Here is a 24,672-nt window from a genome sequence, read left to right as displayed (position 1 = left end):
TTCAGAGAAAGTAATGAAAAACCTAATACTTACCCTTGGGGTGATCTGTGGCTCAGCGACAGCAGTAATGATTTTTGTCGGAATGCTAATGGCCAGTTGGTGGGCCGTTGATTTTCTTGTGTTAAGCCATCACACTTAACTAATTGAACTGAAAAGGAATCACCATGAGCGTTATTTTTATTACTGGAGCAAACCGAGGCATTGGTTTAAGCCTTGCTCAGCAATACGTAAAGGACAATCACAACGTTTACGCTACCTATCGTGATACCTCATCGGCGCAAGAGTTACTGGCACTCGCAGAACATCACAGTAACTTGACCTGCATTCAACTGGACATCACCGATTACCAAGCCACCAGCAGGCTACCTTCTCAAATACAGCCCATTGATATTCTAATTAACAATGCTGGCTATTACGGCCCTAAAGGTTACGGACTGGGTAACACCGATGTAGAAGAGTGGCGACGCGTTTTTGAGGTCAACACCATTGCGCCATTGAAGCTGGTTGAAACACTTATTCCTATGCTAGAAGACAGTGACGTTAAAAAGATCGCTTGCTTGTCTTCCCGAGTCGGCAGCATGGCAGAAAACACCTCTGGTGGTGGCTACATCTATCGCTCTTCAAAAGCGGCTCTTAACTCCGTTGTAAAAAGTTTAAGTAATGATCTAACCAGTAACGGCTTCACGGTATTGGCACTGCACCCAGGTTGGGTACAGACAGAGATGGGTGGTCCTAATGCCCTTATTGACACCGATACCTCAGCATCTGGCCTTATTAAAGTCATCGAGTCTGCCAGCACTGAAGTAAGTGGTCACTTCTTCAATTTCGATGGCAGTGAAATAGACTGGTAGGTAACCCATGAATCTTCGCCTTCTTACAAACTTCGCACAACGCTCACCACTGCTTTTAATCACTGTGGTGCTCGGAGGATGTTTTGGGGAAGGCCCTGGAGACTTGTTCGATGACTATCAAACCAAGGTAGCAAGGGTGCAAGATGCTGAGGAGCTCAAACAAGAGTGGGAGTTTGAAGGGTTGCCAAGAAAGCGAGAGCTATTGTTAAACGTCCCCTCAGTTTCTATTGGGCTCATCGACAGCTATCAGCTTCGCCAATGTGGACTTTTCAATCTAATTGCTGAGCGTAACTCAGTGCTCGGAAAAGTCGCGGACGAATTCCGCAATTACGATTATCAAGTTGCTCTACTCGAAGGCGTGGGCAAGTGCTTATCCACTGATGAGCTAGACCCAGAAATCATCGAACTCTTGAGAGGGATAGAGCAACAAAAGCTCGCACAATTTCCACTCCATCAGTGGAACCTGATCTATGCTAGCGATGCCATGCAGGCACAGATGCGTGGAAGCCAGTGGTTGCGTCAGGATATTGGTCAACAAGTAAGACAGACGAGTGATGCCCTAGAGCATCTTAACCAATCGTTAAATACGCCGCTTGTTTCGGGTAAGACCACAGAGGTGCAAGAGGTGTTAGAGAAGAGCTCTACCCTTGGGGATCTGTATTATTCGCTTGCTCGTGCGTCGGTTGAACTCGATACCATCACCAAGCAACTCACTACTTTTGATGCCAATATCATCTGCGGAAAACAACGAGACACCACTAAGTTCCGTTACCTCAACAACGTATTCGAGCAACAATACATTGGCAAGGTACAGCCTTACATGGCGCAACTGGATGGCTACTATCAACAGCTCGCTCCGCAACTGGCAATGTTTGACGCTCAACCAGAACTGCACAGCTACTACTTCCCCATCCAAGATACGCACCAAGCCTTTCGCGCATCAACTCGCCGCCATGTTGAGTATTGGCAACAGTTATTTAAGCGTTGTGGGCGTAAGGTCGGACGTTAATCCTTCTACCGATAAGTACTAGCTCTTAGTGCCCTTCTTAGCGGAAGTACCTTTCTTAGCATACGAACCGTTCTTGGCATAAGACTTCTTCGCACTGCCACCTTTACGGCGTTTAAAAGCCGGTCTTTCGACTTTAGGGAGATGACGGAGTGATTCAGGCACTTCCCCTGTTTTCACTCTCCCCATTAAGCCATCAATCTTGCTTTCCAGCGCTTGCATAAAAGGTTGGTACGCTTGATTTCGTTCTGCCATACCTTGCAGCTGGTGCTCCCAGTGCGCTGTCATGTCTGGGAAGGTCGAATCCTCAGGTAGTGCATGAATCAAACCTCTACCTGCTGGGCTACTATGAATACTCTTACCTTGACGCGTTAGCAGCTGCCTTTTGAATAGCGTATCCAGAATGCCCGCACGAGTCGCCTCTGTCCCGAGACCATCAGTCTCTTTCAAAATAGCTTTCAAGTCCTTGTTCGCGACAAAACGGGCGATACCTGTCATCGCTTGGAGCAGTGTCGCTTCTGTGAAGTGCTTCGGCGGCTCGGTTTTCTTGTCTCCAATGACACCCTCACGGCAGGTCAACACCGTTCCTTTATCGAGCGGAGGAACCGTATCAGTACCATCACCTTTCTCTTCAGTGTCTGTTTTACCCATCAACACCTTCCAACCCGGGTTGATAAGCTGACGTCCTTTTGCGATGAACACGCCACCAGCGATATCAAACACTAACTTAGCGTCCGCAAACACAGCCGGTAGGTAGAACTGCATCAGATACTGGCGTGCGATTTGTTGATAGATTTTCATCTCATTTGCAGACAAACCATTCACCGATGATTTTTTCGGAGTAGGAATAATCGCGTGGTGAGCATCGACCTTGCTGTCGTTCCACGCTTTTGATTTCAGTGAAAGATCCGAGCCCTGCGCGCCACTTTGTAGTTCTTTCGCATTATTGGCGATGGCGTCTACGATCGACTCTCGCTGCGAGTAGTGTTCTTTAGGAAGATAGCGACTATCAGAACGAGGGTAAGTGATGAGCTTGTGCTTCTCATATAAAGACTGACAGGTATCCAACACCTGCTGAGCACTCATGCCAAAACGTTTGGAGGCATCAATCTGCAAGGCAGACAGAGAGTAAGGAAGTGGCGCAGCTTGTTTACTTTGCTTCTGCTCTGACTCTGTGACGGTTGCAGGTTGGTTTGCGATTCGCTGAGCGACATTTTCAACCAACTTTCGATTGAGTACACGACCTTCTTCATCTTGCCACGGCTTACACGCTTCACTTGGTTTCCAGCGAGCACGAATATCAAAGCTCTGTCCGTTATTTTGGTAAGGAATCAAGGCATGCAAAGTGAAGTAATCTTTTGGAATGAAGTATTCGATCTCTTCATCACGCCTCACCACTAAACCAAGTACTGGCGTCTGCACACGCCCTACCGACAATACACCTTGGTAACCGGCTTTTTGACCCAGCAAGGTATAAGCGCGAGTCATGTTCATGCCATACAGCCAATCGGCTCTAGAGCGTGCCAATGCTGAAACAGAGAGAGGGATAAAATCGCGATTGCTGCGCATTTGAGAAAGTGCACGCTTCACGGCTGGTAAGTTCAAATCGCTGATAAGCAGCCTTTCCATCGACTCTTTCTTGGCTTTAGAAACTTTGCAGTAATCGATCACTTCATCAACCAGAAGCTGCCCTTCTCTATCAGGGTCTCCGGCGTGAACAATTTGAGTGGCGTCCTTCAATAGCTTTCGGATCACCGTGAGCTGTTTGCTTGAAGTCTTGCGTGGCCTTAGCTGCCACTGCTCAGGCACGATAGGAAGATCGGCCAAGTTCCATTTCTTGTAGCGGTCGTCATAAGCATCTGGCTCAACCTGCTCCAATAAGTGTCCAATACACCAAGTCACTACATCCCCATTACCACATTTAATGAACCCTTGGTCTTTCTTCTGTGGATTTGGCAATGCAGCGGCGATCGCGCGACCGAGGCTTGGTTTTTCAGCAATAATAAGGCGAGACATGTTTTTCCAGATGCTACAAACAATTAGGGCCACATTATCTAATGTGACCCTAATAAATCAAGAAAAACTGGTTGTTTATACAGTTAGCATTCCACTATTCAGCTTCAGTGCTCTTTATAAAAACTCAACAAACTTAGAGAAGTCGCGCTCTGGTACTTTCATTGGTGTACAGCCCGGCGTACCTAGGTATAGGAAGCCAACAATTTCGTCGTCGCCTTCTAGGCCAAATGCTTGATGAACTTCTGGGTGGAACATCCATTTGCCTGAGCGCCAAAAACCTTGGAAACCTTGAGCGACAGCCGCCATTTGCATTGCTTGCGCCGCACAACCTGCAGAAAGATGTTGTTCAATCGCTGGTACTTTCTCATGCTCGGTTACTTTAGCGATGACAGTAATTACCATAGGAGCACGGAACGGCGCCTTTTTCACTTTCTCGATCACCGCTTCTTCGCTGTCTTCCGCTTCAGCAGCACGAACCAAGATGTCAGATAGCTTCTGTAGCCCTGAACCTTGTGCGATAACAAAGCGCCATGGTGTTAGTGCACCGTGGTCAGGAGCTCGTAAGCCCGCTTTGATGATGTTTTCTAACGCTACACCTTCAGGTGCCGGATCAGAGAGTTTTGCGATAGAGCGTCGGTTGAGCAGTAGATCCAAAGCATCCATTTGAAGTCCTTACTATTTCTTTATTATTTGTATACTTGAACTTTAGCACAGAATACAAACGATAATAAATCTCAACGACTCCCCATATAGACTAGATTAGACACAATAAAGGCTCCTAAATCTACGACTTAGGAGCCTTGTTCAAACATCTATCTCAGTAGTTTAGCTAACTGGCTCTATAACTTAATCGCTAGTTCAACACCTTGACGGATAGCGCGCACAGCATCTAGCTCACCAGCATAATCAGCACCACCAATCACATGCAATTTGCCACCAAACTCTTGCCACATATCTTCGAATGGTCTCACCGATACTTGACCTGCACACACGATAACGGAATCGGCATCTAATACCTGTTCTTGTTTACCAACACTGATATGCAAACCTTGGTCGTCAATCTTGTTGTAACTCACGCCACCAAGTAAGTTCACACCGCGTTTTTCTAGTGTGCGTTTGTGAATCCAGCCTGTGGTTTTGCCCGGACCTTTACCAACGCGACCCGCTTTACGCTGCATAACCCAAACCGTTTTGTCACTGAATGAATCCGGGTAAGGATACAGGCCACCTGGGTGTTCCATATTCTTATCGATGCCCCACTCATGTAGCCAATCGTCTAAACTATGGGACGTCGGCTCGGTGAGCATGGTTGCCACATCGACACCGATACCACCAGCACCAACAATCGCGACCTTTTCACCTACAGGTGTCTTTTCGCGAATCAAGGTTTGGTAATCGACCACGTTCTCGTGATCAATACCTTCAATATTCAGTTTTCTTGGCTCTACACCCGCCGCCATCACCACTTCATCGTACTTAAGTAGCATCTCAAACGTAGCTTCAGTATCCAGTTTCAGATTCACGCCCGATGCGTCGATTTGGTTAGCAAAATAACGAATCGTTTCTCTGAATTCTTCTTTGCCCGGAATCTGCATTGCTAGTCTAAACTGACCGCCTATACGATCATTTTTCTCAATCAAATCAACTTTATGCCCGCGTTGAGCCAAAGTCGTCGCACAAGCTAAACCTGCAGGGCCTGCACCTACAACTGCTATAGTCTTGGTCGCCGGTGCGGGTTGAACGACAATTTCAGTCTCGTGACACGCTCGTGGATTAACCAAACAGCTCGCACGTTTCCCTTTGAATACGTTATCAAGACACGCTTGGTTACAACCAATACAGGTGTTGATGAACTGTGCTTGATCTTGCGCGGCTTTATTGACGAAATCAGGGTCAGCCAAGAAAGGGCGAGCCATGGAGACCATATCGGCCTGACCGGAGCTGATAATACGTTCTGCTTCTTCAGGTGTATTGATACGGTTACAAGTGATCACGGGAATAGAAACATACGGTTTCACTTTCTCAGTAACCCATGAGAAAGCACCACGTGGTACTTGTGTCGCGATAGTCGGAATGCGTGCTTCATGCCAACCAATACCCGTATTGATAATGGTAACGCCCGCCTCTTCAAGCTTTTGAGCCAGCAACACAACATCTTCAAAGGTGCTACCTTGCTCAACCAAATCTAGCATCGACAGTCGGAAGATAATAATGAAATCATCGCCCACAGCTTCGCGAATCGATTTGACGATCTCTAGTGGGAAACGCATGCGCTTCTCATAAGAGCCACCCCACTCGTCGTAACGCATGTTGGTTCGCTTACAGATAAATTGGTTAATCAAGTAACCTTCAGAGCCCATGATTTCAATGCCGTCGTAACCTGCCACTTGAGCAAGCTCGGCACTGTTAGCAAAGGCATTGATGGTCTTTTTGATTTGACGAGGGCTCATCTCGCTTGGCGCAAATTTGGCGATTGGTGCTTTTATACCTGACGCACTCTGCGCGAATGGGTGCATCGCATATCGACCAGCATGCAACAGCTGCAAAGCGATCTTGCCACCGTGTTTATGTACCGCTTCGGTAACAACCTGGTGGGCTTTCGCGTGCTTAACTTTACTGAATTCAGCACTAAATGGGGATAATCTGCCACGTAAGTTCGGAGAAAAGCCGCCTGTAACAATTAGGCCAACGCCTCCTTTTGCTCGCTCTTCGTAAAACGCGGCGAGTTTATGTAGGCCTTCTTTGTGCTCTTCTAAGCCGGTGTGCATTGATCCCATCAATACACGGTTACGTAACTGAGTAAATCCAAGATCGAGTGGTTCAAGTAAATGTGGGTACATGGCAGACATCACTTCTATTATTTATCCTTGTGGTCTGACCACAGTATAGCTCAATCACCAAAAGTTCAAACAACCGTTTACATTTTTGTAACACCGATCATAATGCTGAAGGTATTAATCGTTCAGAAGCCCCTAATCTGTCTACACTTAATGAGAATATATCGATTAACAATTCTTGGTGTAGTTTGAGCTTGGGAATTATCGTAGGATACTAAGCAGTTCATATTATTGAGATTAATGGTACTGCTGCTTGTTAAAGCGACGTAATCTCACTGCGGAGACAGAATGAAAAAAATATTCAAATTTATAGGCATGATCTTCAAAGGGATTTGGAAGCTGATTACGTTTATACGTGTTGCGCTTGTTAACTTAATCTTCTTACTTAGTATCGCCGTTATCTACTTTGTTTACTTCCACTCAGACACTGCACAACCAACGGTGCCTCAACAATCAGCTTTAGTGCTTAACCTGTCGGGTCCGATTGTTGAACAAAGTCGCTATATTAACCCAATGGACTCCGTCACTGGCTCGCTGCTTGGTAAGGACCTGCCAAAAGAAAACATTCTCTTTGATATCGTTGAAACGATTCGCTACGCCAAAGACGATGACAATGTAACAGGTATTGTTTTGGCACTTAAAGAGCTGCCAGAGACCAACCTAACTAAACTGCGCTACATCGCTAAAGCCTTAAATGAGTTTAAAGCTTCAGGAAAGCCAATTTATGCGGTGGGTGACTTCTACAACCAAAGCCAATACTACCTAGCAAGCTACGCAACTAAGGTATACATGTCGCCTGATGGTGGTGTACTTCTTAAAGGTTACAGCGCCTACTCGCTTTACTACAAAACCTTATTAGAGAAGCTCGATGTGAACACTCATGTGTTCCGCGTGGGCACTTACAAATCAGCGATTGAGCCGTTCATTCGTGACGACATGTCTGACGCAGCCAAAGAGTCGGCATCACGTTGGTTGGGCCAACTTTGGAGCGCTTACGTTGATGATGTGAGCAATAACCGCCAAATTGATGCGAAGACACTCAATCCAAGCATGGACACTTTCTTGAAAGAGCTTGAATCTGTTGATGGCGATATCGCGAAACTGGCGGAAAAACTTGGTTTGGTGGATGAGCTAGCCACTCGCCAGCAAGTTCGACTAGAGCTTGCAGATGTGTTCGGCAGTGATGGTCAAGACAGTTACAACGCACTTGGCTACTACGAGTACCGTGCAACCATGCTTCCAGACATGAGCAGTGAATCACACGATGTAGCTGTGATTGTTGCTAGCGGCGCTATTATGGATGGCAAACAGCCACGTGGCACCGTGGGTGGCGATACAACCGCGGCTCTACTTCGCCAAGCTCGTAACGATGACAAAGTTAAAGCCGTTGTTCTTAGAGTGGATAGCCCTGGCGGCAGCGCATTTGCTTCAGAAGTTATTCGCAATGAAATAGAAGCGATTAAGCAAGCGGGTAAGCCTGTAGTTGTGTCAATGTCTAGCCTTGCCGCTTCTGGTGGTTACTGGATCTCAATGGGCGCAGACAAGATCCTCGCTCAACCAACTACGTTAACTGGCTCGATTGGTATCTTCAGTGTCATCACTACCTTCGAAAAAGGCTTAAATGATATTGGTGTTTATACTGATGGCGTTGGCACATCACCGTTCTCAGGTCTTGGTATCACCACCGGCCTAACTGAGGGCGCGAAAGATGCGTTCCAGATGGGTATTGAACATGGCTACCGCCGATTCATCGGTCTAGTTGGAGAAAACCGTGGAATGGATGTTGATGCGGTCGATAAAATTGCTCAAGGTCGCGTATGGACAGGTCAAGACGCTATGCAAAACGGTTTAGTCGATGAAATTGGTGACTTCGATGACGCGATTGCAGCCGCCGCTTCACTTGCAGAACTCGAAAGCTACAACATCTACTGGGTAGAAGAGCCACTTTCAGCCACTGAGCAGTTTATTCAAGAATTTATGAACCAAGTCCAGATGTCGATTGGCCTTGATATTCAGTCAATGATACCAAGCAGTTTGCAGCCGGTTACGCAGCAGTTAGCTCAAGATAGCCAACTATTAAGCAACTTTAACGACCCACAAGGCCGTTACGCTTTTTGCTTAAACTGCCAAGTTCAATAATTTAAGCTCAACGCTTTATTATCAAGGGGCGCCTCTGTGTGAGGCGCCTCTTTTTATTACATAATAATTCGCTATAATCGCCCACCTGTTCCCTACATCACACTAAAGTAATAATCGCCATGGAAAGAAAACACATCTATATCGCGTACACCGGCGGCACAATCGGCATGCAAAAATCGCATGATCACGGCTATGTCCCTGTTGCTGGATTCATGGATAAACAGCTTGCTGGTATGCCTGAATTCCATCGCCCAGAGATGCCTGAGTACACCATCCACGAATACTCGCCATTGATGGACTCTTCAGACATGACGCCACTTGATTGGCAGACTATCGCTGATGACATCCGCGCGAACTACGACAAATACGATGGTTTCGTTATCCTGCACGGTACTGACACCATGGCGTACACCGCTTCTGCGTTGTCTTTCATGCTAGAAAACCTTGGCAAACCAGTGATTGTAACCGGCTCTCAGATCCCACTTGCTGAGCTACGTTCTGACGGCCAAGCAAACCTATTGAATGCACTACACATCGCGGCGAATTACCCAATCAACGAAGTGACACTGTTCTTCAATAACAAATTAATGCGTGGTAACCGCAGCACTAAATCACATGCTGATGGCTTCAATGCGTTTACCTCTCCAAACCTTAATCCGCTGTTGGAAGCTGGTATCAATATCCAGCTAAGCAACAACGTTGTAGTCAACGAGCAACCTGAAGGGAAGTTCAAGGTTCATAACATTACACCGCAACCAATCGGCGTAATCACTATGTACCCAGGCATCTCACACGAAGTGATCCGTAACACGTTACTACAACCTGTTAACGCAATGATCCTGCTGACTTTTGGTGTTGGTAATGCACCACAAAACCCAGAGCTACTTCAGCACCTAAAAGACGCATCAGAGCGCGGTGTTATCGTGGTAAACCTAACTCAATGTTTAGCAGGTAAAGTGAACATGGGTGGCTATGCGACGGGCTGTGCTTTAGCAGAAGCTGGGGTTGTTAGTGGTTATGATATGACTCCGGAAGCGGCACTAGCGAAACTTCATTACCTATTAAGCCAAAACCTAAGCTACGAAGAAGTGAAAACTCAGATGCAGCAAGTACTGCGTGGTGAGATGAGCTTGTAAGCTCGTTAAGGTTCATCTTGAGCCGCTGCTCTTCTATGATGTGAGCAGCAGTTTCACGTGAGCTAAATCGTTTTATTACTTATAAATAAACGACTTAACGTAAAAGGGGTGGTACTGCGCCACCCCTTTGTTGTAATTTAAAGCCTAATGATTTGGGTTAACTCTTACAATATCTTCTTGATCTGACTTAAACTGTTTTTTGAGTTCAGATTTAGACTTAAAGCTAATTTCGCCACCAGCGGCAATTGTCATGTGTTGAGCTTCAGAGTTATGTTTAGATTGGTATAACATAACCGCCTGCATACACGAATCGCGCTGCTCTTTAGAAAGCGCTGTTCCTTCTGGCCATTTACCCGTTTCAACTGCGTAGGTTAAACGTTCGTAGACCTCGGGTGTCATTGCGCTAAGAAGTTGTTCTGCATCCATGGTAAAGCCTTAGTGTTAACAATTTTCACCAGAAAATAACTCTTAACAGAATTGAGTCAAGAACCTGACCGATAATAAGTGCATTTGATCACAAGTGAAGGAATATGAAAATTATGAAATGGTTGGCAATTAGCCTATTACCTTTCACTCTGGTTGGGTGTCTTGAGGGCAACAAAAATACCGATCAGTTGTGCCAGAGCAATCCTGGGTTGCGCTGTGAACAGCTGAACATGAACGACGGACAGTGCCGTGTAGCGCGTACCGACCTTATCTGGCATCGCTTTGAAGTTCAAAAACAACCAACCGAAATCAATAAGATCAAAGAGTTCGAATTGGTCACAGCCTATAAAAAATGTCTTGAGCTTGCCGCGCAGATAGAAACGATCGATCAATCTAAACTTCAAGAACGTCGCTTTACTTCTTTAATGCACAGCATCGAAGAGTCTGAACGCATTGTCAGTGAACTGTCTCAATCAGACACGCCAGAAACGCTCTACTTCTTGTGGTCACAAAACGGGGATACCAACGCAAGACGCAGCTTCTTACAACTAGAAGGAACAGAAGCGTTGAATACGGCAGAGATGCAGTATGCCCTAGCGACTTTCTACACCACTAGAGACCATGTAAAGACGTTAAAACTACTTAATAACGCATTGACCTTATCGAGTAATTCTAACGTCAACACTGAAATTTTTAAGTCGATGGCCAGTATTAATCACAGCCTAGGCAATATGGAAGAAGCATACGTATGGGCAATGGTCGCTAAAGACTTTAATGTGCCTATCGCATCGGAGTCTGAGCTCGCTGTTCTCTATCACTTTGAAAAGCCAAAATATAAGCAGTTGAATAAAGACGCAGACAAAATTGTCGAAGCCATTTTAGACGGCGTTTACAGCCCTGCTGTTGTAAAGAGCTACGAGTAATCTTAGGCGACCAAATAGCCTCTTCAACAAATTGAAAAAAAAACAGCTACCATCATGGTAGCTGTTTTTATTTGTACTAGAGTTAACGCTGAAATCTTGGGCTGTTCATTGCAATTTCATCGACAAATGCGAGCTGTAAGGATTAAACAATAGTGACAAGTTATTTCGTACTTTCGTCATTTTTGTTGAAAATTAACGACACAGAATTAACACAAAAACGTTCGCCAGTTGTCTTCGGACCATCAGGAAAAACGTGACCTAGGTGGCTATCGCAGGCACTACAACGAATCTCTACACGCTTCATTCCGTGACTTAGATCTTCTATATAGCGTATTGCTGTATCGTTTACAGGAGCATCGAAGCTCGGCCACCCGCACCCAGAATCATATTTGTTATCCGACAGGAATAATGGGGCTTGGCAGCATGTGCAGCTGTAAACTCCCGTCTTGTGGTTATGTAGTAACTTACCGCTATAAGGGGCTTCAGTACCACGTAGACGACACACTTCGTACTCATCGTCAGTTAGGCGTTCACGCCAGTATTCATCAGGCTTTATCATCTTTTCTTCCTTTTGAATCACGTTAATATCTCTCCACATTCTCATTTATTATATTTACTTTTTTCTATAAAGGCTTGCATATGAGTCGTTTTGTAGCACATACTTTCTCACAAGAAAACATTGTACATATACACTCATAAGTGAATCGTCATTTAGAGGTATTTTACCCAACTGGAAGGGTGCAGAACCACTAGCAATGGTCAATTTTCAACCACTTACACTCAATTGTTAAGAAAAGCGTCGCTTTTTTTTGACATTAAACAAGTTAAGTCGGATTATCTATTGCAGATTTAGACTGGATTCTGTAATTTTACTACCAGTTATCTTTAATCAGAAATTAAGTTGTGGAGCAACTACAATGACTATCAAAGTAGGTATTAATGGTTTTGGCCGTATCGGTCGTTTCGTATTCCGTGCAGCGCAAGAGCGCAATGACATCGAAGTTGTTGGTATCAACGACCTTATCGACGTTGAATACATGGCATACATGCTGAAGTACGACTCAACTCACGGCCGTTTCAACGGTACTGTTGAAGTTGAAGGCGGTAACCTAATCGTTAACGGTAAAACTGTACGTGTTACAGCTGAGCGTAACCCAGAAGATCTTAAGTGGGATGCAATCGACGTAGACGTTGTTGCTGAAGCAACTGGTCTTTTCCTAACTGACGAGACTGCACGTAAGCACATCACTGCTGGTGCTAAGAAAGTTGTTCTTACTGGTCCTTCTAAAGACGCAACTCCAATGTTCGTTATGGGCGTTAACCAAGCAACTTACGCTGGTCAAGACATCGTTTCTAACGCTTCTTGTACTACTAACTGTCTTGCACCTATCGCTAAAGTTCTTAACGACAAGTGGGGCATCGAGTCTGGTCTAATGACTACAGTTCACGCTACTACAGCAACTCAAAAAACTGTAGATGGTCCTTCTGCTAAAGACTGGCGCGGTGGCCGTGGTGCTTCTCAAAACATCATCCCATCTTCAACTGGTGCTGCTAAAGCTGTAGGCGTTGTTCTTCCAGAACTAAACGGCCTTCTAACTGGTATGGCTTTCCGTGTACCAACAGCTAACGTTTCTGTAGTTGACCTAACAGTTAACCTAAAAGAAGCTGCTTCTTACGAAGAAATCTGTGCTGCAATGAAAGAAGCTTCTGAAGGCGAAATGGCTGGCGTTCTAGGTTACACTGAAGACCAAGTTGTTTCTCAAGACTTCATCGGCGAAGTTAACACTTCAGTATTCGATGCTAAAGCTGGTGTTGCTCTAACTGACAAATTCGTTAAAGTTGTATCTTGGTACGACAACGAAATCGGTTACTCAAACAAAGTTCTTGACCTAATCGCTCACATCTCTAAGTAATTTCTTTTTAGAAATAGCTTTAGATAAGCATTAGCAAAGACTGTTTTGAGCAGACTTTGAAAAAGGCGACCTTAGTGTCGCCTTTTTAATACCTGCTATCTTTTAACTTCGTCTATTTTAATCCACCAAGATAGCCCAAACGTAAAATTCAATTCCAATACTGGTTTGCTTGCACCTCTCATCACAAGCTTGAATCGAGTCAGCATTTGAATTCAATTTCCTTAGAAGGATCATGTAATGGATTTATCAACTCTACCTGCACTGGCTGTACTTTCTGACAACGTCACTATCGTTGAACACGAAGGTGTAAAACTGGTTCGCGTTATCCACGATAAAGCAAATGCAGCGATTTCACTGTTTGGCGGTCATGTCGTGTCATTCCAACCGCAAGGCCAAGAAGACCTTATTTGGATGAGCCAACAAGCTAAATTCGATGGAAAAACAGCACTGCGCGGTGGTATTCCAGTATGTTGGCCTTGGTTTGGCCGTATTGCAGCTCCTGCACATGGTTTTGCTCGTTCAAGCGAGTGGCAATTAATTGAGCACCGCGAAAGCGAAGCTGGTGTGATTGTAAGCTTGGGTCTAAAGCCTAGTGAAGAGACGCTGGCAGTATGGCCTCATCAGTTCGATGCTCGCTTAAATGTTGAGATTGGCGATGAGCTTAAAGTGACTTTGGATGTGAAGAATACCGATGAGCAACCATGGACTTTCTCTGGTGCGCTGCACACTTACCTAAACGTTGCAGACATCCATAACACAACAACCACAGGTATGGGTGCTGAGTACATCGACAGCTTACGAGGTGGCAAGATCTGCCAAGGCGGTGCTGAGCTTGTGCTAACCGACACCATTGACCGAGTGTACACTCAGCCAGAAGCTCAAATCTTAGTTGCGGACAAAAAGCTTAAGCGTACTTTAACAGTTGAAAACCAAGGGCATAACTCTGCGGTATTGTGGAACCCTTGGGCAGAAGGTGCTGCTGGTATGGGCGACATGCAAGATGATGGCTACCTCACCATGCTATGTGTTGAATCAACATTGCACGCACCAAGTTTAGAGGCAGGTAAAACACTTCAGCCTGGCGAAAGCCACCAGCTGATCACAACGATTTCTGTTCAATAACCTGTTCAGGAAAACTGTTCAGTCATCAGTTCACTACGCAAGATATATTAAAGGCCGGTTCACTCCGGCCTTTTTATCACTCTCAATCGGCTAACGCTCAAGCTTAACTCTGAGAATATCGAACTAACGTCTCTCTGTAGAGTGACAACAACGCTTCATCGTCTACTTTAACGCCGACCTTCTGCGCCGGGAATGAGCTCCACTCATCATTCATGTAACTACGCTGGTCGCTTTTCTGGATGGTCATGCCCTCTGCAGGTCCGTCAGTGACCACTCTAATCGCACCATTTCGGCACTCAAATAAAGAAGGTTGGATAACATAAGCAATGGCTGATGGATCGTGAACGTGACAGCCTTCCATTCCCACTTTTTCTGAGTAGAACTTCAAATAGTAACGGCTAACATCCCAGATGAACTGCCCGACCTCTCCAGCGTCATCTCTCAAATCATCCAAGTATTGAGCAGTAAAGAAGCTCTCCTCTGTTACATCAAGTCCGATAACCGTCACTGGCCATAATGCCGTGAAGACCTTGTCTGCAGCATGAGGATCATCGTGTATGTTCGCTTCAGCAAATGGTGTCACATTGCCCCTGTGGTCATTTTCGCCAAAGGCTCCACCCATAATGACCACTTCCTTAACCAAATCGACAATGTCAGGAGCGGCTTCCAATGCCAGAGCAAGGTTAGTGAGAGGACCAACCGCCACGAGTGTAATCTCTCCCGGCTCAGCACGAACACTATCAATAATGAACTGATAAGCGGGCTTCTCAATCGCTTTAACCTCTAGTGAACTCGGTGCTTTTACATCACCAAAGCCAGCTTCACCATGCACGACCACGGTAGCACCAACTGGGTCTCTGACTAATGGCTTATCAGTACCCTTTGCCACCAGCGCATTCATACCAAACTTTTGCTTCAGATAAAGCGCATTCTGAGTACCGTTATCTATCGTCGCATTGCCATAAACCGTCGTAATTCCCATCAGCTCAATCTCTGGGTGAGCTTCAGCAAATAGAATTGCCATTGCGTCATCGATGCCTGGGTCTGTATCGAGGATAATTTTCTTTGTCATATCAGTTTCTTATTCACGCTAGGAAAGAGTGAACAATACCCAGAAAAACGGCAGACAAACGTGACCAAAATCGAAGCAATGATTTTTAATGTTATCAGCCCCAACACTCCACATCTCCAGAGCCACTATCAACGACTTTTTTGTTTAGCCTGACAGAGACCTTTTTGATAGAATTTGCCGCCCTACTCTATGCTCTGAGATCGTCATGCACTACCAATGCCCTTTGTGTCACCAACCTTTATCTCAACACGATCGTACGTTTAAGTGTGAAAAGAACCATCAGTTCGATTTAGCAAAAGAAGGCTACGTCAACTTGATGCCAGCACACCATAAACGTTCAAAAGATCCAGGTGACAACAAAGAGATGATGCAGGCACGTCGTCGCTTCCTTGAAGGCAACCATTACGATCCAATGCGCCAAGCGGTAGTCGGATTATGCTCCAGCTACCTGCCAGACACAGATCCTAGCCTATTGGATATTGGCTGTGGCGAGGGATATTACACCAATGAAATCGCGTTGAATCTTCAAGATAAGAACGGCGCGATTTTTGGCCTAGACATTTCTAAGGTTGCTATCAAATACGCGGCTAAACGCTACCCAGCAGTCGACTTCTCTGTTGCCTCTAGCCATCGACTACCCTTCGCTGAAAACAGCTTAGACGGCATTCTACGCATTTATGCACCATGTAAGACAGAAGAGCTCCAACGCACAATTAAAGACAATGGTGTCATGATTACAGTAACACCAGCAAGCAGACATCTATATCAGTTGCGTGACGCCATTTATGATGGTGTGCGTTTACACGATGAAGATCCTGAATTGATCGAAGGTTTTACTCTTGAGCACCAAGAGCATCTAAACTATATGATGGAACTATCGGGGTCAGATGCATTCGACCTGCTACAGATGACGCCGTTTGCTTGGAAAGCGACTGAAGAGTTTAAACAACAACTCACCAACGCAGAGCAATTCAACTGTGAAGCTGACTTTATGCTAAGAGTGTATCGCAAACAGATTTAATTGATATTGATTATCGTTTGCATTGAAATCTCACCTTGCCTCCTTTAGTATGCGTGTTCTTCAAGGAGGCCTTTCATGCAACGTATTATTCTTATCGGATTAGCCACTCTTCTCACAGCTTGTGCTAATCAACCTTCAGAAAACACTTCTCAAAAAGTGGTTCAACCGGAAACCGTTTCCACCTACTACGATTACCAGTTTGCCTCACCACAAGGCGAAGCACTCTCTCTTAACGCTTTACCTCAAGAGCTGCTAGACGCTGACGTCATTCTTATTGGCGAATGGCACACTCACTCTGCCATTCACCGCTTTCAGACTGACTTCTTAAAAGCGCGTCAAAACGCAGATTCAAACATTGCCCTATCAATGGAGCAGTTTACCCGAGAGCACCAAGACACGCTTAACCAATACCTAAACGGTGAGATTGGTGAACAGGTGCTTATCTCCAAGGCTGCCGCTTGGCCAAATTACGAAAGCGATTACCGCGCACTAGTAGAGTTCGCAAAAGCCAATAATTTGGATGTTATCGCAGCAAACGCACCAAAGCCTTTCGTTCAATGTATTGGCCGTAAAGGGTTACCGTACCTAGAGCAGCTTTCTTCAGAACAGAGAGGTTGGGTAGCGACTGAAGTGAATACTGGCGATAGCCCATACAAAGACAAGTTCATGGCATCGATGCACCACGGTACGCCTGAACAAACTGAAAAGCAGTTTGCCGCTCAAGTAACTTGGGATGAAACCATGGCGGAATCAATTGTCGATTACCTAGCAACGAACCCAGACAAACAGGTGATTCATGTCGCTGGTAAGTTCCATACTGAAGGTGGTTTAGGCACAGCCGCTTCTATCTCGCGTCGCAATCCTGACCTGAAAGTTGCCATCATCACACCTGTTGACGCCTTGTCTTCAGATTCGCGTGATTACCAACTGCAAGTGCTGTCTCCACCCGTACGTTTTGTTCAGAAAGAGAACCGTATGAAGGCATACAAACACCTGTCTAAACGCAGCTCAGACCTACAATGTGACTAAGCTCGCTTAGCTTCCTAAATTGAACATGGGTATCGGCATAGGAATTGCTTAAATACCAAGCAGTTTTGATTAAGCAGAAGAAAGTGTAATGTGCGAATAAAAAAACATCACTATCGATGATTAATTGCACAAGTTTTTCACACCTCTGCCGATACTATGTTTAAGGATAGGTAAGGAGAACTATATGACGCCAGTAGGAACGAGTAATACTCAGCTATATTCACCTTCGCAGATGAACACTAAGAGTCAAGATAGCGAAGCTGAAAAGCCTGCGCCGCTTAAGGTTGAGCAAAATACGGTTAAGCTTTCTGAAGAGGGCAAAGCACTCTTATCTGCCCTTAAAGAAATCGATAAAGAAGCGAAGAAAGTTGAAGCAGAAAACGCGACAGTCACCGATAAAGTCGAGTCTTTCGCTCACGGCGCTCTAGGTATGGATCACCCAGATAAGATCGAAGAAGAGGATGACGGTTCTTATTCAGCGGGGCAATACCTGTCCGCAGCGGCAACCGTAGGCGGTATTCTTCTTGCTCTAATATAGCCTTACCCGCTGAGTCCTTTGAACGTATTTTATTCAAAATAAAAACGATTTGTCGTCACGACAATAGACCCGATTAGGTCAGAAAAACGAGTTCATTCCATAATTCCGCTCTCATTTTAATGGAATAATACTCGTGAAAAACACTTTTGAGCTTATTGATAAGCCAACCTTCTTTGGTGCGATTGCACTCCTCCTCACGATAGTTTTCCCGCTCATTCTGTTCCCTGCTCAAGGCGCAGACTGGATTGCGGTTGCGAAAACATTCATGACTGATCAACTTGGTTTTCTATATCTAGCGCTAGGTCTCGCAGCCTGTGCATTTATGGTGTACGTGGTGTTCAGTGATATGGGACAAATTAAACTCGGCGAAGCTGATGAAGAGCCTGAGTTTAAAACTGCTTCATGGGCTGCCATGCTATTTTGTGGTGGTATCGGTGCAAGTATCTTGTACTGGGGCTGTATTGAGTGGGCTTACTACTACCAATCACCTCCTTTCCAACTAGAACCTGGCAGTGAAGAAGCAGTACGCTGGGCAGCGACCTACGGTCTGTTCCACTGGGGACCAATCGCATGGTCTATCTACCTAATTCCGGCAATTCCTATCGCTTACTTCTTCTACGTACGTAAACAACCTGTTCTAAAGATCTCAAGTGCATTAATGCCTGTTCTTGGTGAACACCGTAGTAAAGGCGTACCAGGAAAGATCGTTGATATCCTATTCATTTTCGGCCTATTAGGCGGCGCAGCAACAACCTTAGGTTTGGCAGCTCCTCTAATCACCGAAGGCTTGAATCACCTGTTTGGCTTGCCGAAAAACAACCTAACACAAGTGACGGTTCTTTTGGTCTGTACTGCTATTTTTGCTTACTCGTCTTACGCGGGTTTGGAAAAAGGCATTAAGATCCTAAGTAACATCAACTTCTGGGGTGCAATGGGTCTATTGGCTTTCGTACTGATTGCTGGTCCAACGATCTTCATGCTGGAAACCGGCTTAGACTCGATTGGTCGTCTGCTGTCTAATTTCTTCGTGATGGCGACATGGGCTGAACCATTTGGTGGCTACGGCACATTCGAAAATACGCACTTCCCACAAGACTGGACGATTTTCTATTGGGCATGGTGGCTAGTATTTGCACCAAGTATGGGTCTATTTGTAGCGCGTATCTCTCGCGGTCGAACCATCAAACAAATGGTGTCAGGTTCTATCTTCTTTGGTTCGCTAGGTTGTTTCCTATTCTTCATGATCTTGGGCAACTACGGCCTGTCTCTACAACTGTCTGGCGAGCTAGATGTTGTAGCTGTACTAAACAATGAAGGCGCAACTAAGGCTATCTTCTCGATGCTGGCACAGTTACCGATGAGCACAATCGTTATCGCGGTATTTACACTACTGTGTATCATTTTCACTGCGACTACCTTTGACTCTATCTCATACATCCTTGCTTCTGTTGTTCAGAACAACGTGACAGAAGAACCAATGCGTTGGAACCGTATGTTCTGGGCATTCACACTGTCGTTCTTACCAACGATTCTGATGTTCCTAGGTGGCTTGAGTACGTTACAAACTGCAGCGATTGTTGGTGGCCTACCGCTACTGGCTATCTCTGTGATGTTGATGATTTCAGCAGTGCGCGCAACTAGCCTCGATTTACGTCACCAAGATGCATACATCGAACCAACCATCAATATCGAAGAGCTGCCAGACATGGATCCATGGTCAGCTGAAGGTATGGCACTGGCTCAGTTTGAGAAAGAGAGAGACGCTGCACAAGAAGCTGCAGAGCTTGAGCGTGTTGCTTATACAGAACTAGCAGCAGTGAAAAAAGAAATTCGCGCTTATGTGCTAGAACAAGGTTCACAAATGGAAACTCACGAGTTACCAGAGAACCTGCAGCAAGCACTTGAGCAGGCCGAGAGTAATCTTAGTGCCGCACAAGCGAAAAAGGTCGAGTTATCTGAGCAGGCTCAGAATGCTCGAATCGCGTTCAACCAAGTGGTTGCAGAACTACCGCTTGCTTGACTTTAGCCATGACGCTGCCCACGAGTTTGGGCCCTCCTAAATAAGCCAAAGGCTCACAGTGATGTGAGCCTTTTTTTATTTCTGTTCCAAATAGTTTGAGCTATTACTCAATTTTATATTTATGAAATAAATATGAAACAGAGTTGACACATTTGGGTGTTTTAATCACCCCGCTTATATAAAAAAGGACAAACAATGAAGCACCTTATAAAACCTGTTATCGCCGCAGTGGCAACGTCAACACTCTCATTCAATGTACTTTCAGCAGAAATCAAAAATGTCATTCTAATGATTGGCGATGGTATGGGACCTCAACAAGTTGGCTTATTGGAGACTTATGCAAACCAAGCACCTAACTCAATCTATAAAGGTCAAAAGACCGCCCTTTATCAGCTTGCTCAAGAAGGCGTGATTGGTTCATCTCTTACCCACCCAGAAGATGCGATTGTGGTCGACTCTGCCTGTTCCGCAACCATGCTTGCTACAGGTATCTACACAGGTTCAGAAGTTATTGGTATTGATTCCCAAGGCAATCACGTAGAAACCGTGCTGGAGAAAGCAAAAAAAGCGGGTAAAGCAACCGGGCTGGTTTCCGATACGCGCTTAACTCATGCTACACCTGCAGCATTCGCCGCGCATCAGCCACACCGCTCTCTAGAAAACCATATTGCTAGCGATATGCTGGAAACAGGCGTCGACGTGATGCTTTCTGGCGGGCTGCGTCACTGGATCCCGAAGTCAACAAATGACAAAGGCGAAACATACAAACAACTTAAGCAACTGACCCAAGGTGACGTTTACCTCAAGTCAAAACGTAAAGATGACCGAAATCTTCTTGCTGAAGCCCAGAAGGATGGCTATCAGTTAGCGTTTAACCGCAATATGCTCGACAACGCTAACGGCGACAAATTACTTGGTCTATTCGCGTACTCTGGCATGGACGATGGCATCGCATATAGCAATAAAAAGCTGAGTGGCGAACGCACACAACCGAGCTTAAAAGAGATGACGCAAAAAGCGCTTAACGTCTTATCAAAAGATGAAGATGGCTTTTTCCTAATGGTTGAAGGCGGTCAGATAGATTGGGCTGGGCACAGTAATGATGCAGGTACTATGCTGCACGAGCTACTTAAGTTTGATGAGGCAATTCAAACGGTATACGAATGGGCAAAAGATCGTGAAGACACCATCGTAATCGTGACTGCAGACCATGAAACCGGCTCTTTCGGCTTTAGTTATTCATCAAGTGAGCTACCAAAGCCACAAAAGCGCCCAGGTGAAGCCTTTACCGATCGTGATTATGCGCCAAACTTTAACTTCGGTGCATTCGATATTCTTGATGGTTTATACAATCAGAAACAAAGCTACTACAGCATGATCAGTGAGTATCAAAAACTCGACAAAGCTGCACAAACGCCTGAGAAATTCGCTGAGATCGTGAACAAAAATAGTGAATTTCCAATCACTGCAGAACAAGCGAAAAAGGTACTCGCAAGTAAGCCAAACCCATATCGATTGGCGCAACACAAATACCTTTCTGAAGAGAATGTTCCTGCCATCAACGATTTCGATGCATTTTTCCCATATAACGACCGTGGCAATCTACTTGCTCGAGAACAAGCAACAGGTCAAAACATTGTTTGGGGTACAGGCACACACACCCATACACCTGTAAATGTGTTTGCTTGGGGACCAGCAGAAAAGATATTACCAGTATCAAAAATCATGCATCACTCAGAGCTTGGTGAGTACATCAAACAGCAAGTAAATTAGCCTGATCTTTTTTGCTAGCTTCACTTAACGCCCTGCGGGGCGTTTTTTGTTGTAAGAATTTAAGCGAAGTAAGCTTCAAATTTAGGTAACGCCAAATAGCAAAACAGCCGCTGTGAGCGACTGTTTTTTTAATCATTAACGATTTGGGTGGTTCAAGATGTGGTCTTCCCAATCCACAACATCAATTTCGTACACGACTTTGTTGCGGACGCTTTCACCCGCAGCATGCATCTCAGACTTAGAGCCTGTAATTAATGGGTGCCACTCTGGAAGCGGCTTAGATTCGGATAGAAGACGATAAGCACACGTATCTGGCAGCCAATGAAACTCGTCGATCTTGTCACGAGTTAGCTTCAAACACTCTTCACCTGAAGTGAAACGGTTTGGGTAGTCCTTACAAGAACACGTTTTGTCATTAAGCCAGCTACACGCGACATTGGTGTAGTAAACTTCATCGCTATCTTCATCCATAAGCTTATGTAGGCAACACTTACCACAACCATCGCACAGAGATTCCCACTCTTGCTCGGACATCTGCTCTAGTGTTTTTTCTTGCCAAAATGGATTCGTCATAGGATTACTTCTTACTCTTTTACTGGGGTGCGTGTTATACCGCTAGCCCATAAAAAGTTCAAGGATAATAATTGTTCATTCTTTGATCCAATCAATAGCTGTCACTGCGATTGTTTTTTGCTAATATCGCGCACCCTGTTATTTAGTGAGTTTAATTTGATGGAATGTCGCCTAGGTTGTGGAGCATGCTGTATCGCTCCGAGTATTACATCTGCTATTCCTGGAATGCCGAATGGTAAACCTGCGGGTGTGCGCTGCATTCAATTAAACGAACAGAATCTCTGTAAGCTGTTTGGTCAAGACTCACGTCCTAAAGTGTGTCATCAGTTCAAGGCTTGCCCTGTCGTTTGTGGTAAAACCGATCAAGAAGCACTCGATAACCTTATTGAGCTCGAAGCAATAACCTAGCAAAATTTTTCTTTTTATATATGCCCAAGATTTCACAACTTTGATAAATCTAAACTATCTTGTTGATACTGGTACAGATTAATAAGGATCGTTATGAATAGGTATATCGCAGAAATGTTTGGTACGTTTTGGTTGGTGTTAGGTGGTTGTGGTAGTGCCGTCTTAGCCGCTGCTTTTCCCGATGTAGGTATTGGCCTGCTTGGGGTCTCTCTTGCCTTTGGTTTAACCGTACTCACCATGGCTTTCGCTATTGGGCATATATCCGGTTGCCACCTCAACCCAGCTGTCACTATTGGCCTTTGGACTGGTGGCCGTTTTGATGCCAAAGATGTTGTCCCTTACATCATTGCTCAAGTACTCGGCGGTATTATTGCCGGCGGCGTATTATTTGTGATTGCCTCCGGCCAAGCTGGCTTTGATGCTGTTTCATCAGGTTTTGCGTCTAATGGCTTTGGAGAGCACTCTCCCGGTGGTTACTCACTAACCGCAGCACTGGTTTGTGAGGTTGTGATGACCATGGTGTTCCTATTCGTGATCATGGGCGCGACCGACTCTAAAGCACCCGCGGGATTTGCACCCATCGCGATTGGTCTCTGTTTAACCCTAATTCACCTTATCAGTATTCCTGTAACCAATACCTCTGTGAACCCAGCTCGAAGTACGGGTGTAGCGGTATTTGTTGGTGACTGGGCCGTTTCTCAACTATGGCTATTCTGGGTTGCTCCAATTATTGGTGCGGTGATCGGTGCGGTGATATACAAAGCCGTTCGAGGATCGGATTAAGCACAGAGAAGACTTGGATAAAAGAAGCTTTAAGTGATAAAAGAAAAAGCCGCTTAGTGATGATTCACCAAGCGGCTTTTTTAGATCTTATGACGACCGAGTAAGGAGTGCGAAAGCGTGGTGCCATCCACCAGCTCTAGCTCACCACCAACGGGAACACCATGAGCGATTCGGCTCGCGTTCACTTCATGGGCATTACAAAGCTCGGCAATGTAATGTGCTGTCGCTTCCCCTTCAACAGTAGGGTTAGTCGCTAGGATAACTTCAGAGATATCACCACGGCGTAGGCGGTAGTCCAAAACATCGAGGCCGATGTCACTTGGACCAATACCATCGAGTGGTGAAAGGTGCCCCATAAGCACAAAGTAACGACCAGAGTATTGGCCAGTTGCTTCGATAGCTGCAATATCAGCTGGGCTTTCTACTACACAGATTTGACCATTTTCCTGACGTTTAGGATTGGTACAAATGTGGCAGGTATCTTCTTCAGTAAAAGTACGGCACTCATTGCAGTGACCGATTTCAGTCATTGCTTGGCTAAGAGCATCAGCCAACTGAAGGCCGCCTTTTCTATCGCGCTGTAACAAATGAAAGGCCATACGCTGCGCCGACTTGGGGCCAACCCCAGGTAGACAACGTAAGGCCTCCATCAAATGCTCCAGCATATGACTGGTACGCATATTTAACCGTTCTAATTTTCAAATAACGGTCCGCTCAAGTAAGACAAGAACAAACCCTTAGAAATAAGTCGCTTAGAAAGGCATCTTCATGCCTGGTGGAAGTTGCATTCCGCCAGTGATGCTAGCCATTTTTTCTTTTTGAGTTTCTTCAACACGACGAGCCGCATCGTTGAAAGCAGCAGCGATAAGATCTTCAAGCATCTCTTTATCGTCTTCCATTAGGCTTTCATCGATATCAACACGGCGAACGCTGTGGCTACCAGTGATTGTTACTTTTACAAGGCCAGCACCAGATTCACCTGTTACTTCCATATTTGCGATTTCTTCTTGAAGCTTTTGCATGCGCTCTTGCATTTGCTGGGCTTGCTTCATCATGTTGCCCATACCGCCTTTACCAAACATGTTA

Annotated in this window: 23 protein-coding genes; 14 read left to right on the top strand and 9 right to left on the bottom strand. The window is 45.4% G+C overall.

Annotated features, from left to right (window positions below):
- Positions 1 to 164: 164 nt before the first annotated feature.
- Both F0228_RS21055 and F0228_RS21050 read left to right on the top strand, forming a co-directional pair.
- Positions 165 to 851 (top strand): SDR family oxidoreductase, encoded by a 687-nt coding sequence (locus F0228_RS21055; protein ID WP_116871796.1) that lies wholly within the window; start codon positions 165 to 167, stop codon positions 849 to 851.
- A 7-nt stretch (positions 852 to 858) separates the two neighbouring features.
- Complete coding sequence (locus F0228_RS21050) at positions 859 to 1,860, top strand: DUF3080 domain-containing protein (protein WP_171762724.1); 1,002 nt, start codon at positions 859 to 861, stop codon at positions 1,858 to 1,860.
- Between the two features lie 18 nt (positions 1,861 to 1,878).
- Here the strand turns inward: F0228_RS21050 and F0228_RS21045 are convergent, their stop codons facing one another.
- The 3 genes from F0228_RS21045 to F0228_RS21035 all read right to left on the bottom strand — a co-directional run bounded on the left by F0228_RS21045 (position 1,879) and on the right by F0228_RS21035 (position 6,722).
- Complete coding sequence (locus tag F0228_RS21045; protein ID WP_171762723.1) at positions 1,879 to 3,873, bottom strand: DNA topoisomerase III; 1,995 nt, start codon at positions 3,871 to 3,873, stop codon at positions 1,879 to 1,881.
- A 114-nt stretch (positions 3,874 to 3,987) separates the two neighbouring features.
- On the bottom strand, positions 3,988 to 4,536 hold the full coding sequence (locus tag F0228_RS21040) for an NAD(P)H nitroreductase (protein WP_008223265.1): 549 nt from the start codon (positions 4,534 to 4,536) through the stop codon (positions 3,988 to 3,990).
- A gap of 176 nt (positions 4,537 to 4,712) precedes the next feature.
- Positions 4,713 to 6,722, bottom strand: a complete 2,010-nt coding sequence (locus F0228_RS21035; protein ID WP_171762722.1) for an NADPH-dependent 2,4-dienoyl-CoA reductase — start codon at positions 6,720 to 6,722, stop codon at positions 4,713 to 4,715.
- Between the two features lie 276 nt (positions 6,723 to 6,998).
- Here F0228_RS21035 and sppA point away from each other — a divergent pair, with 276 nt between their 5' ends.
- Together sppA and ansA are read left to right on the top strand one after the other, a co-directional pair.
- Complete coding sequence (gene sppA / locus F0228_RS21030; RefSeq protein ID WP_171731528.1) at positions 6,999 to 8,849, top strand: signal peptide peptidase SppA; 1,851 nt, start codon at positions 6,999 to 7,001, stop codon at positions 8,847 to 8,849.
- A 119-nt stretch (positions 8,850 to 8,968) separates the two neighbouring features.
- The gene (ansA, locus tag F0228_RS21025) at positions 8,969 to 9,985 is read left to right on the top strand and encodes an asparaginase (RefSeq protein ID WP_105057433.1); all 1,017 of its coding nucleotides are present in this window, start codon (positions 8,969 to 8,971) and stop codon (positions 9,983 to 9,985) included.
- 144 nt (positions 9,986 to 10,129) lie between these two features.
- Here ansA and F0228_RS21020 read toward each other — a convergent pair whose 3' ends face one another.
- Positions 10,130 to 10,411, bottom strand: coding sequence for a DUF1315 family protein (locus F0228_RS21020; RefSeq protein WP_010437067.1), 282 nt, complete (start codon positions 10,409 to 10,411; stop codon positions 10,130 to 10,132).
- A gap of 113 nt (positions 10,412 to 10,524) precedes the next feature.
- On the opposite strand from F0228_RS21020, the gene F0228_RS21015 reads away from it, so the two are divergent.
- The gene (locus tag F0228_RS21015) at positions 10,525 to 11,334 is read left to right on the top strand and encodes a DUF2989 domain-containing protein (RefSeq protein ID WP_171731536.1); all 810 of its coding nucleotides are present in this window, start codon (positions 10,525 to 10,527) and stop codon (positions 11,332 to 11,334) included.
- Positions 11,335 to 11,494: 160 nt separating this feature from the next.
- On the opposite strand, the gene msrB is transcribed toward F0228_RS21015, so the two are convergent.
- Positions 11,495 to 11,893 (bottom strand): peptide-methionine (R)-S-oxide reductase MsrB, encoded by a 399-nt coding sequence (msrB, locus tag F0228_RS21010; protein ID WP_032498724.1) that lies wholly within the window; start codon positions 11,891 to 11,893, stop codon positions 11,495 to 11,497.
- A 358-nt stretch (positions 11,894 to 12,251) separates the two neighbouring features.
- On the opposite strand from msrB, the gene gap reads away from it, so the two are divergent.
- Together gap and F0228_RS21000 are read left to right on the top strand one after the other, a co-directional pair.
- On the top strand, positions 12,252 to 13,247 hold the full coding sequence (gap, locus tag F0228_RS21005; RefSeq protein ID WP_061033745.1) for a type I glyceraldehyde-3-phosphate dehydrogenase: 996 nt from the start codon (positions 12,252 to 12,254) through the stop codon (positions 13,245 to 13,247).
- Between the two features lie 237 nt (positions 13,248 to 13,484).
- Positions 13,485 to 14,369: a D-hexose-6-phosphate mutarotase gene (locus F0228_RS21000; RefSeq protein ID WP_171731527.1), complete on the top strand. Its 885-nt coding sequence runs from the start codon at positions 13,485 to 13,487 to the stop codon at positions 14,367 to 14,369.
- Between the two features lie 103 nt (positions 14,370 to 14,472).
- Here F0228_RS21000 and F0228_RS20995 read toward each other — a convergent pair whose 3' ends face one another.
- On the bottom strand, positions 14,473 to 15,441 hold the full coding sequence (locus F0228_RS20995; RefSeq protein ID WP_171731526.1) for a nucleoside hydrolase: 969 nt from the start codon (positions 15,439 to 15,441) through the stop codon (positions 14,473 to 14,475).
- Between the two features lie 205 nt (positions 15,442 to 15,646).
- On the opposite strand from F0228_RS20995, the gene rlmA reads away from it, so the two are divergent.
- From rlmA to F0228_RS20970, 5 genes are all read left to right on the top strand, one after another.
- On the top strand, positions 15,647 to 16,462 hold the full coding sequence (gene rlmA / locus F0228_RS20990) for a 23S rRNA (guanine(745)-N(1))-methyltransferase (protein ID WP_171731525.1): 816 nt from the start codon (positions 15,647 to 15,649) through the stop codon (positions 16,460 to 16,462).
- A 75-nt stretch (positions 16,463 to 16,537) separates the two neighbouring features.
- Positions 16,538 to 17,491, top strand: a complete 954-nt coding sequence (locus F0228_RS20985; protein WP_171731524.1) for a ChaN family lipoprotein — start codon at positions 16,538 to 16,540, stop codon at positions 17,489 to 17,491.
- Between the two features lie 184 nt (positions 17,492 to 17,675).
- Positions 17,676 to 18,029 carry a hypothetical protein gene (locus F0228_RS20980; RefSeq protein WP_105057438.1) on the top strand — a complete coding sequence of 118 codons (354 nt, stop codon included), beginning with the start codon at positions 17,676 to 17,678 and terminating at the stop codon, positions 18,027 to 18,029.
- Between the two features lie 133 nt (positions 18,030 to 18,162).
- Entirely contained in the window at positions 18,163 to 20,049 is a 1,887-nt protein-coding gene (locus F0228_RS20975; protein WP_105057439.1) for a BCCT family transporter, read from the top strand.
- 195 nt (positions 20,050 to 20,244) lie between these two features.
- Complete coding sequence (locus F0228_RS20970) at positions 20,245 to 21,822, top strand: alkaline phosphatase (protein ID WP_061033739.1); 1,578 nt, start codon at positions 20,245 to 20,247, stop codon at positions 21,820 to 21,822.
- 135 nt (positions 21,823 to 21,957) lie between these two features.
- Here F0228_RS20970 and F0228_RS20965 read toward each other — a convergent pair whose 3' ends face one another.
- Positions 21,958 to 22,395, bottom strand: coding sequence for a YcgN family cysteine cluster protein (locus F0228_RS20965; protein WP_061033738.1), 438 nt, complete (start codon positions 22,393 to 22,395; stop codon positions 21,958 to 21,960).
- Positions 22,396 to 22,554: 159 nt separating this feature from the next.
- Here F0228_RS20965 and F0228_RS20960 point away from each other — a divergent pair, with 159 nt between their 5' ends.
- Both F0228_RS20960 and aqpZ read left to right on the top strand, forming a co-directional pair.
- Complete coding sequence (locus F0228_RS20960) at positions 22,555 to 22,803, top strand: YkgJ family cysteine cluster protein (protein WP_105057441.1); 249 nt, start codon at positions 22,555 to 22,557, stop codon at positions 22,801 to 22,803.
- 93 nt (positions 22,804 to 22,896) lie between these two features.
- Positions 22,897 to 23,586: an aquaporin Z gene (aqpZ, locus tag F0228_RS20955; RefSeq protein WP_102425116.1), complete on the top strand. Its 690-nt coding sequence runs from the start codon at positions 22,897 to 22,899 to the stop codon at positions 23,584 to 23,586.
- An 80-nt stretch (positions 23,587 to 23,666) separates the two neighbouring features.
- On the opposite strand, the gene recR is transcribed toward aqpZ, so the two are convergent.
- The gene (recR, locus tag F0228_RS20950) at positions 23,667 to 24,266 is read right to left on the bottom strand and encodes a recombination mediator RecR (RefSeq protein ID WP_004740649.1); all 600 of its coding nucleotides are present in this window, start codon (positions 24,264 to 24,266) and stop codon (positions 23,667 to 23,669) included.
- A gap of 72 nt (positions 24,267 to 24,338) precedes the next feature.
- Positions 24,339 to 24,668, bottom strand: a complete 330-nt coding sequence (locus F0228_RS20945; protein ID WP_004740648.1) for a YbaB/EbfC family nucleoid-associated protein — start codon at positions 24,666 to 24,668, stop codon at positions 24,339 to 24,341.
- Positions 24,669 to 24,672 lie beyond the last annotated feature (4 nt).

Source organism: Vibrio sp. 99K-1 (genome assembly GCF_013114585.1).
Taxonomy (GTDB): domain Bacteria; phylum Pseudomonadota; class Gammaproteobacteria; order Enterobacterales; family Vibrionaceae; genus Vibrio; species Vibrio chagasii_B.
This window is presented reverse-complemented; position numbering and strand designations above follow the sequence as displayed.

Coding starts and splice junctions, on each gene's coding strand:
- F0228_RS21055 (WP_116871796.1), top strand. CDS start 165: ATGAGCGTTATTTTTATTACTGGAGCAAACCGAGGCATTGGTTTAAGC.
- F0228_RS21050 (WP_171762724.1), top strand. CDS start 859: ATGAATCTTCGCCTTCTTACAAACTTCGCACAACGCTCACCACTGCTT.
- F0228_RS21045 (WP_171762723.1), bottom strand. CDS start 3,873: ATGTCTCGCCTTATTATTGCTGAAAAACCAAGCCTCGGTCGCGCGATC.
- F0228_RS21040 (WP_008223265.1), bottom strand. CDS start 4,536: ATGGATGCTTTGGATCTACTGCTCAACCGACGCTCTATCGCAAAACTC.
- F0228_RS21035 (WP_171762722.1), bottom strand. CDS start 6,722: ATGTCTGCCATGTACCCACATTTACTTGAACCACTCGATCTTGGATTT.
- sppA (WP_171731528.1), top strand. CDS start 6,999: ATGAAAAAAATATTCAAATTTATAGGCATGATCTTCAAAGGGATTTGG.
- ansA (WP_105057433.1), top strand. CDS start 8,969: ATGGAAAGAAAACACATCTATATCGCGTACACCGGCGGCACAATCGGC.
- F0228_RS21020 (WP_010437067.1), bottom strand. CDS start 10,411: ATGGATGCAGAACAACTTCTTAGCGCAATGACACCCGAGGTCTACGAA.
- F0228_RS21015 (WP_171731536.1), top strand. CDS start 10,525: ATGAAATGGTTGGCAATTAGCCTATTACCTTTCACTCTGGTTGGGTGT.
- msrB (WP_032498724.1), bottom strand. CDS start 11,893: ATGATAAAGCCTGATGAATACTGGCGTGAACGCCTAACTGACGATGAG.
- gap (WP_061033745.1), top strand. CDS start 12,252: ATGACTATCAAAGTAGGTATTAATGGTTTTGGCCGTATCGGTCGTTTC.
- F0228_RS21000 (WP_171731527.1), top strand. CDS start 13,485: ATGGATTTATCAACTCTACCTGCACTGGCTGTACTTTCTGACAACGTC.
- F0228_RS20995 (WP_171731526.1), bottom strand. CDS start 15,441: ATGACAAAGAAAATTATCCTCGATACAGACCCAGGCATCGATGACGCA.
- rlmA (WP_171731525.1), top strand. CDS start 15,647: ATGCACTACCAATGCCCTTTGTGTCACCAACCTTTATCTCAACACGAT.
- F0228_RS20985 (WP_171731524.1), top strand. CDS start 16,538: ATGCAACGTATTATTCTTATCGGATTAGCCACTCTTCTCACAGCTTGT.
- F0228_RS20980 (WP_105057438.1), top strand. CDS start 17,676: ATGACGCCAGTAGGAACGAGTAATACTCAGCTATATTCACCTTCGCAG.
- F0228_RS20970 (WP_061033739.1), top strand. CDS start 20,245: ATGAAGCACCTTATAAAACCTGTTATCGCCGCAGTGGCAACGTCAACA.
- F0228_RS20965 (WP_061033738.1), bottom strand. CDS start 22,395: ATGACGAATCCATTTTGGCAAGAAAAAACACTAGAGCAGATGTCCGAG.
- F0228_RS20960 (WP_105057441.1), top strand. CDS start 22,555: ATGGAATGTCGCCTAGGTTGTGGAGCATGCTGTATCGCTCCGAGTATT.
- aqpZ (WP_102425116.1), top strand. CDS start 22,897: ATGAATAGGTATATCGCAGAAATGTTTGGTACGTTTTGGTTGGTGTTA.
- recR (WP_004740649.1), bottom strand. CDS start 24,266: ATGCGTACCAGTCATATGCTGGAGCATTTGATGGAGGCCTTACGTTGT.
- F0228_RS20945 (WP_004740648.1), bottom strand. CDS start 24,668: ATGTTTGGTAAAGGCGGTATGGGCAACATGATGAAGCAAGCCCAGCAA.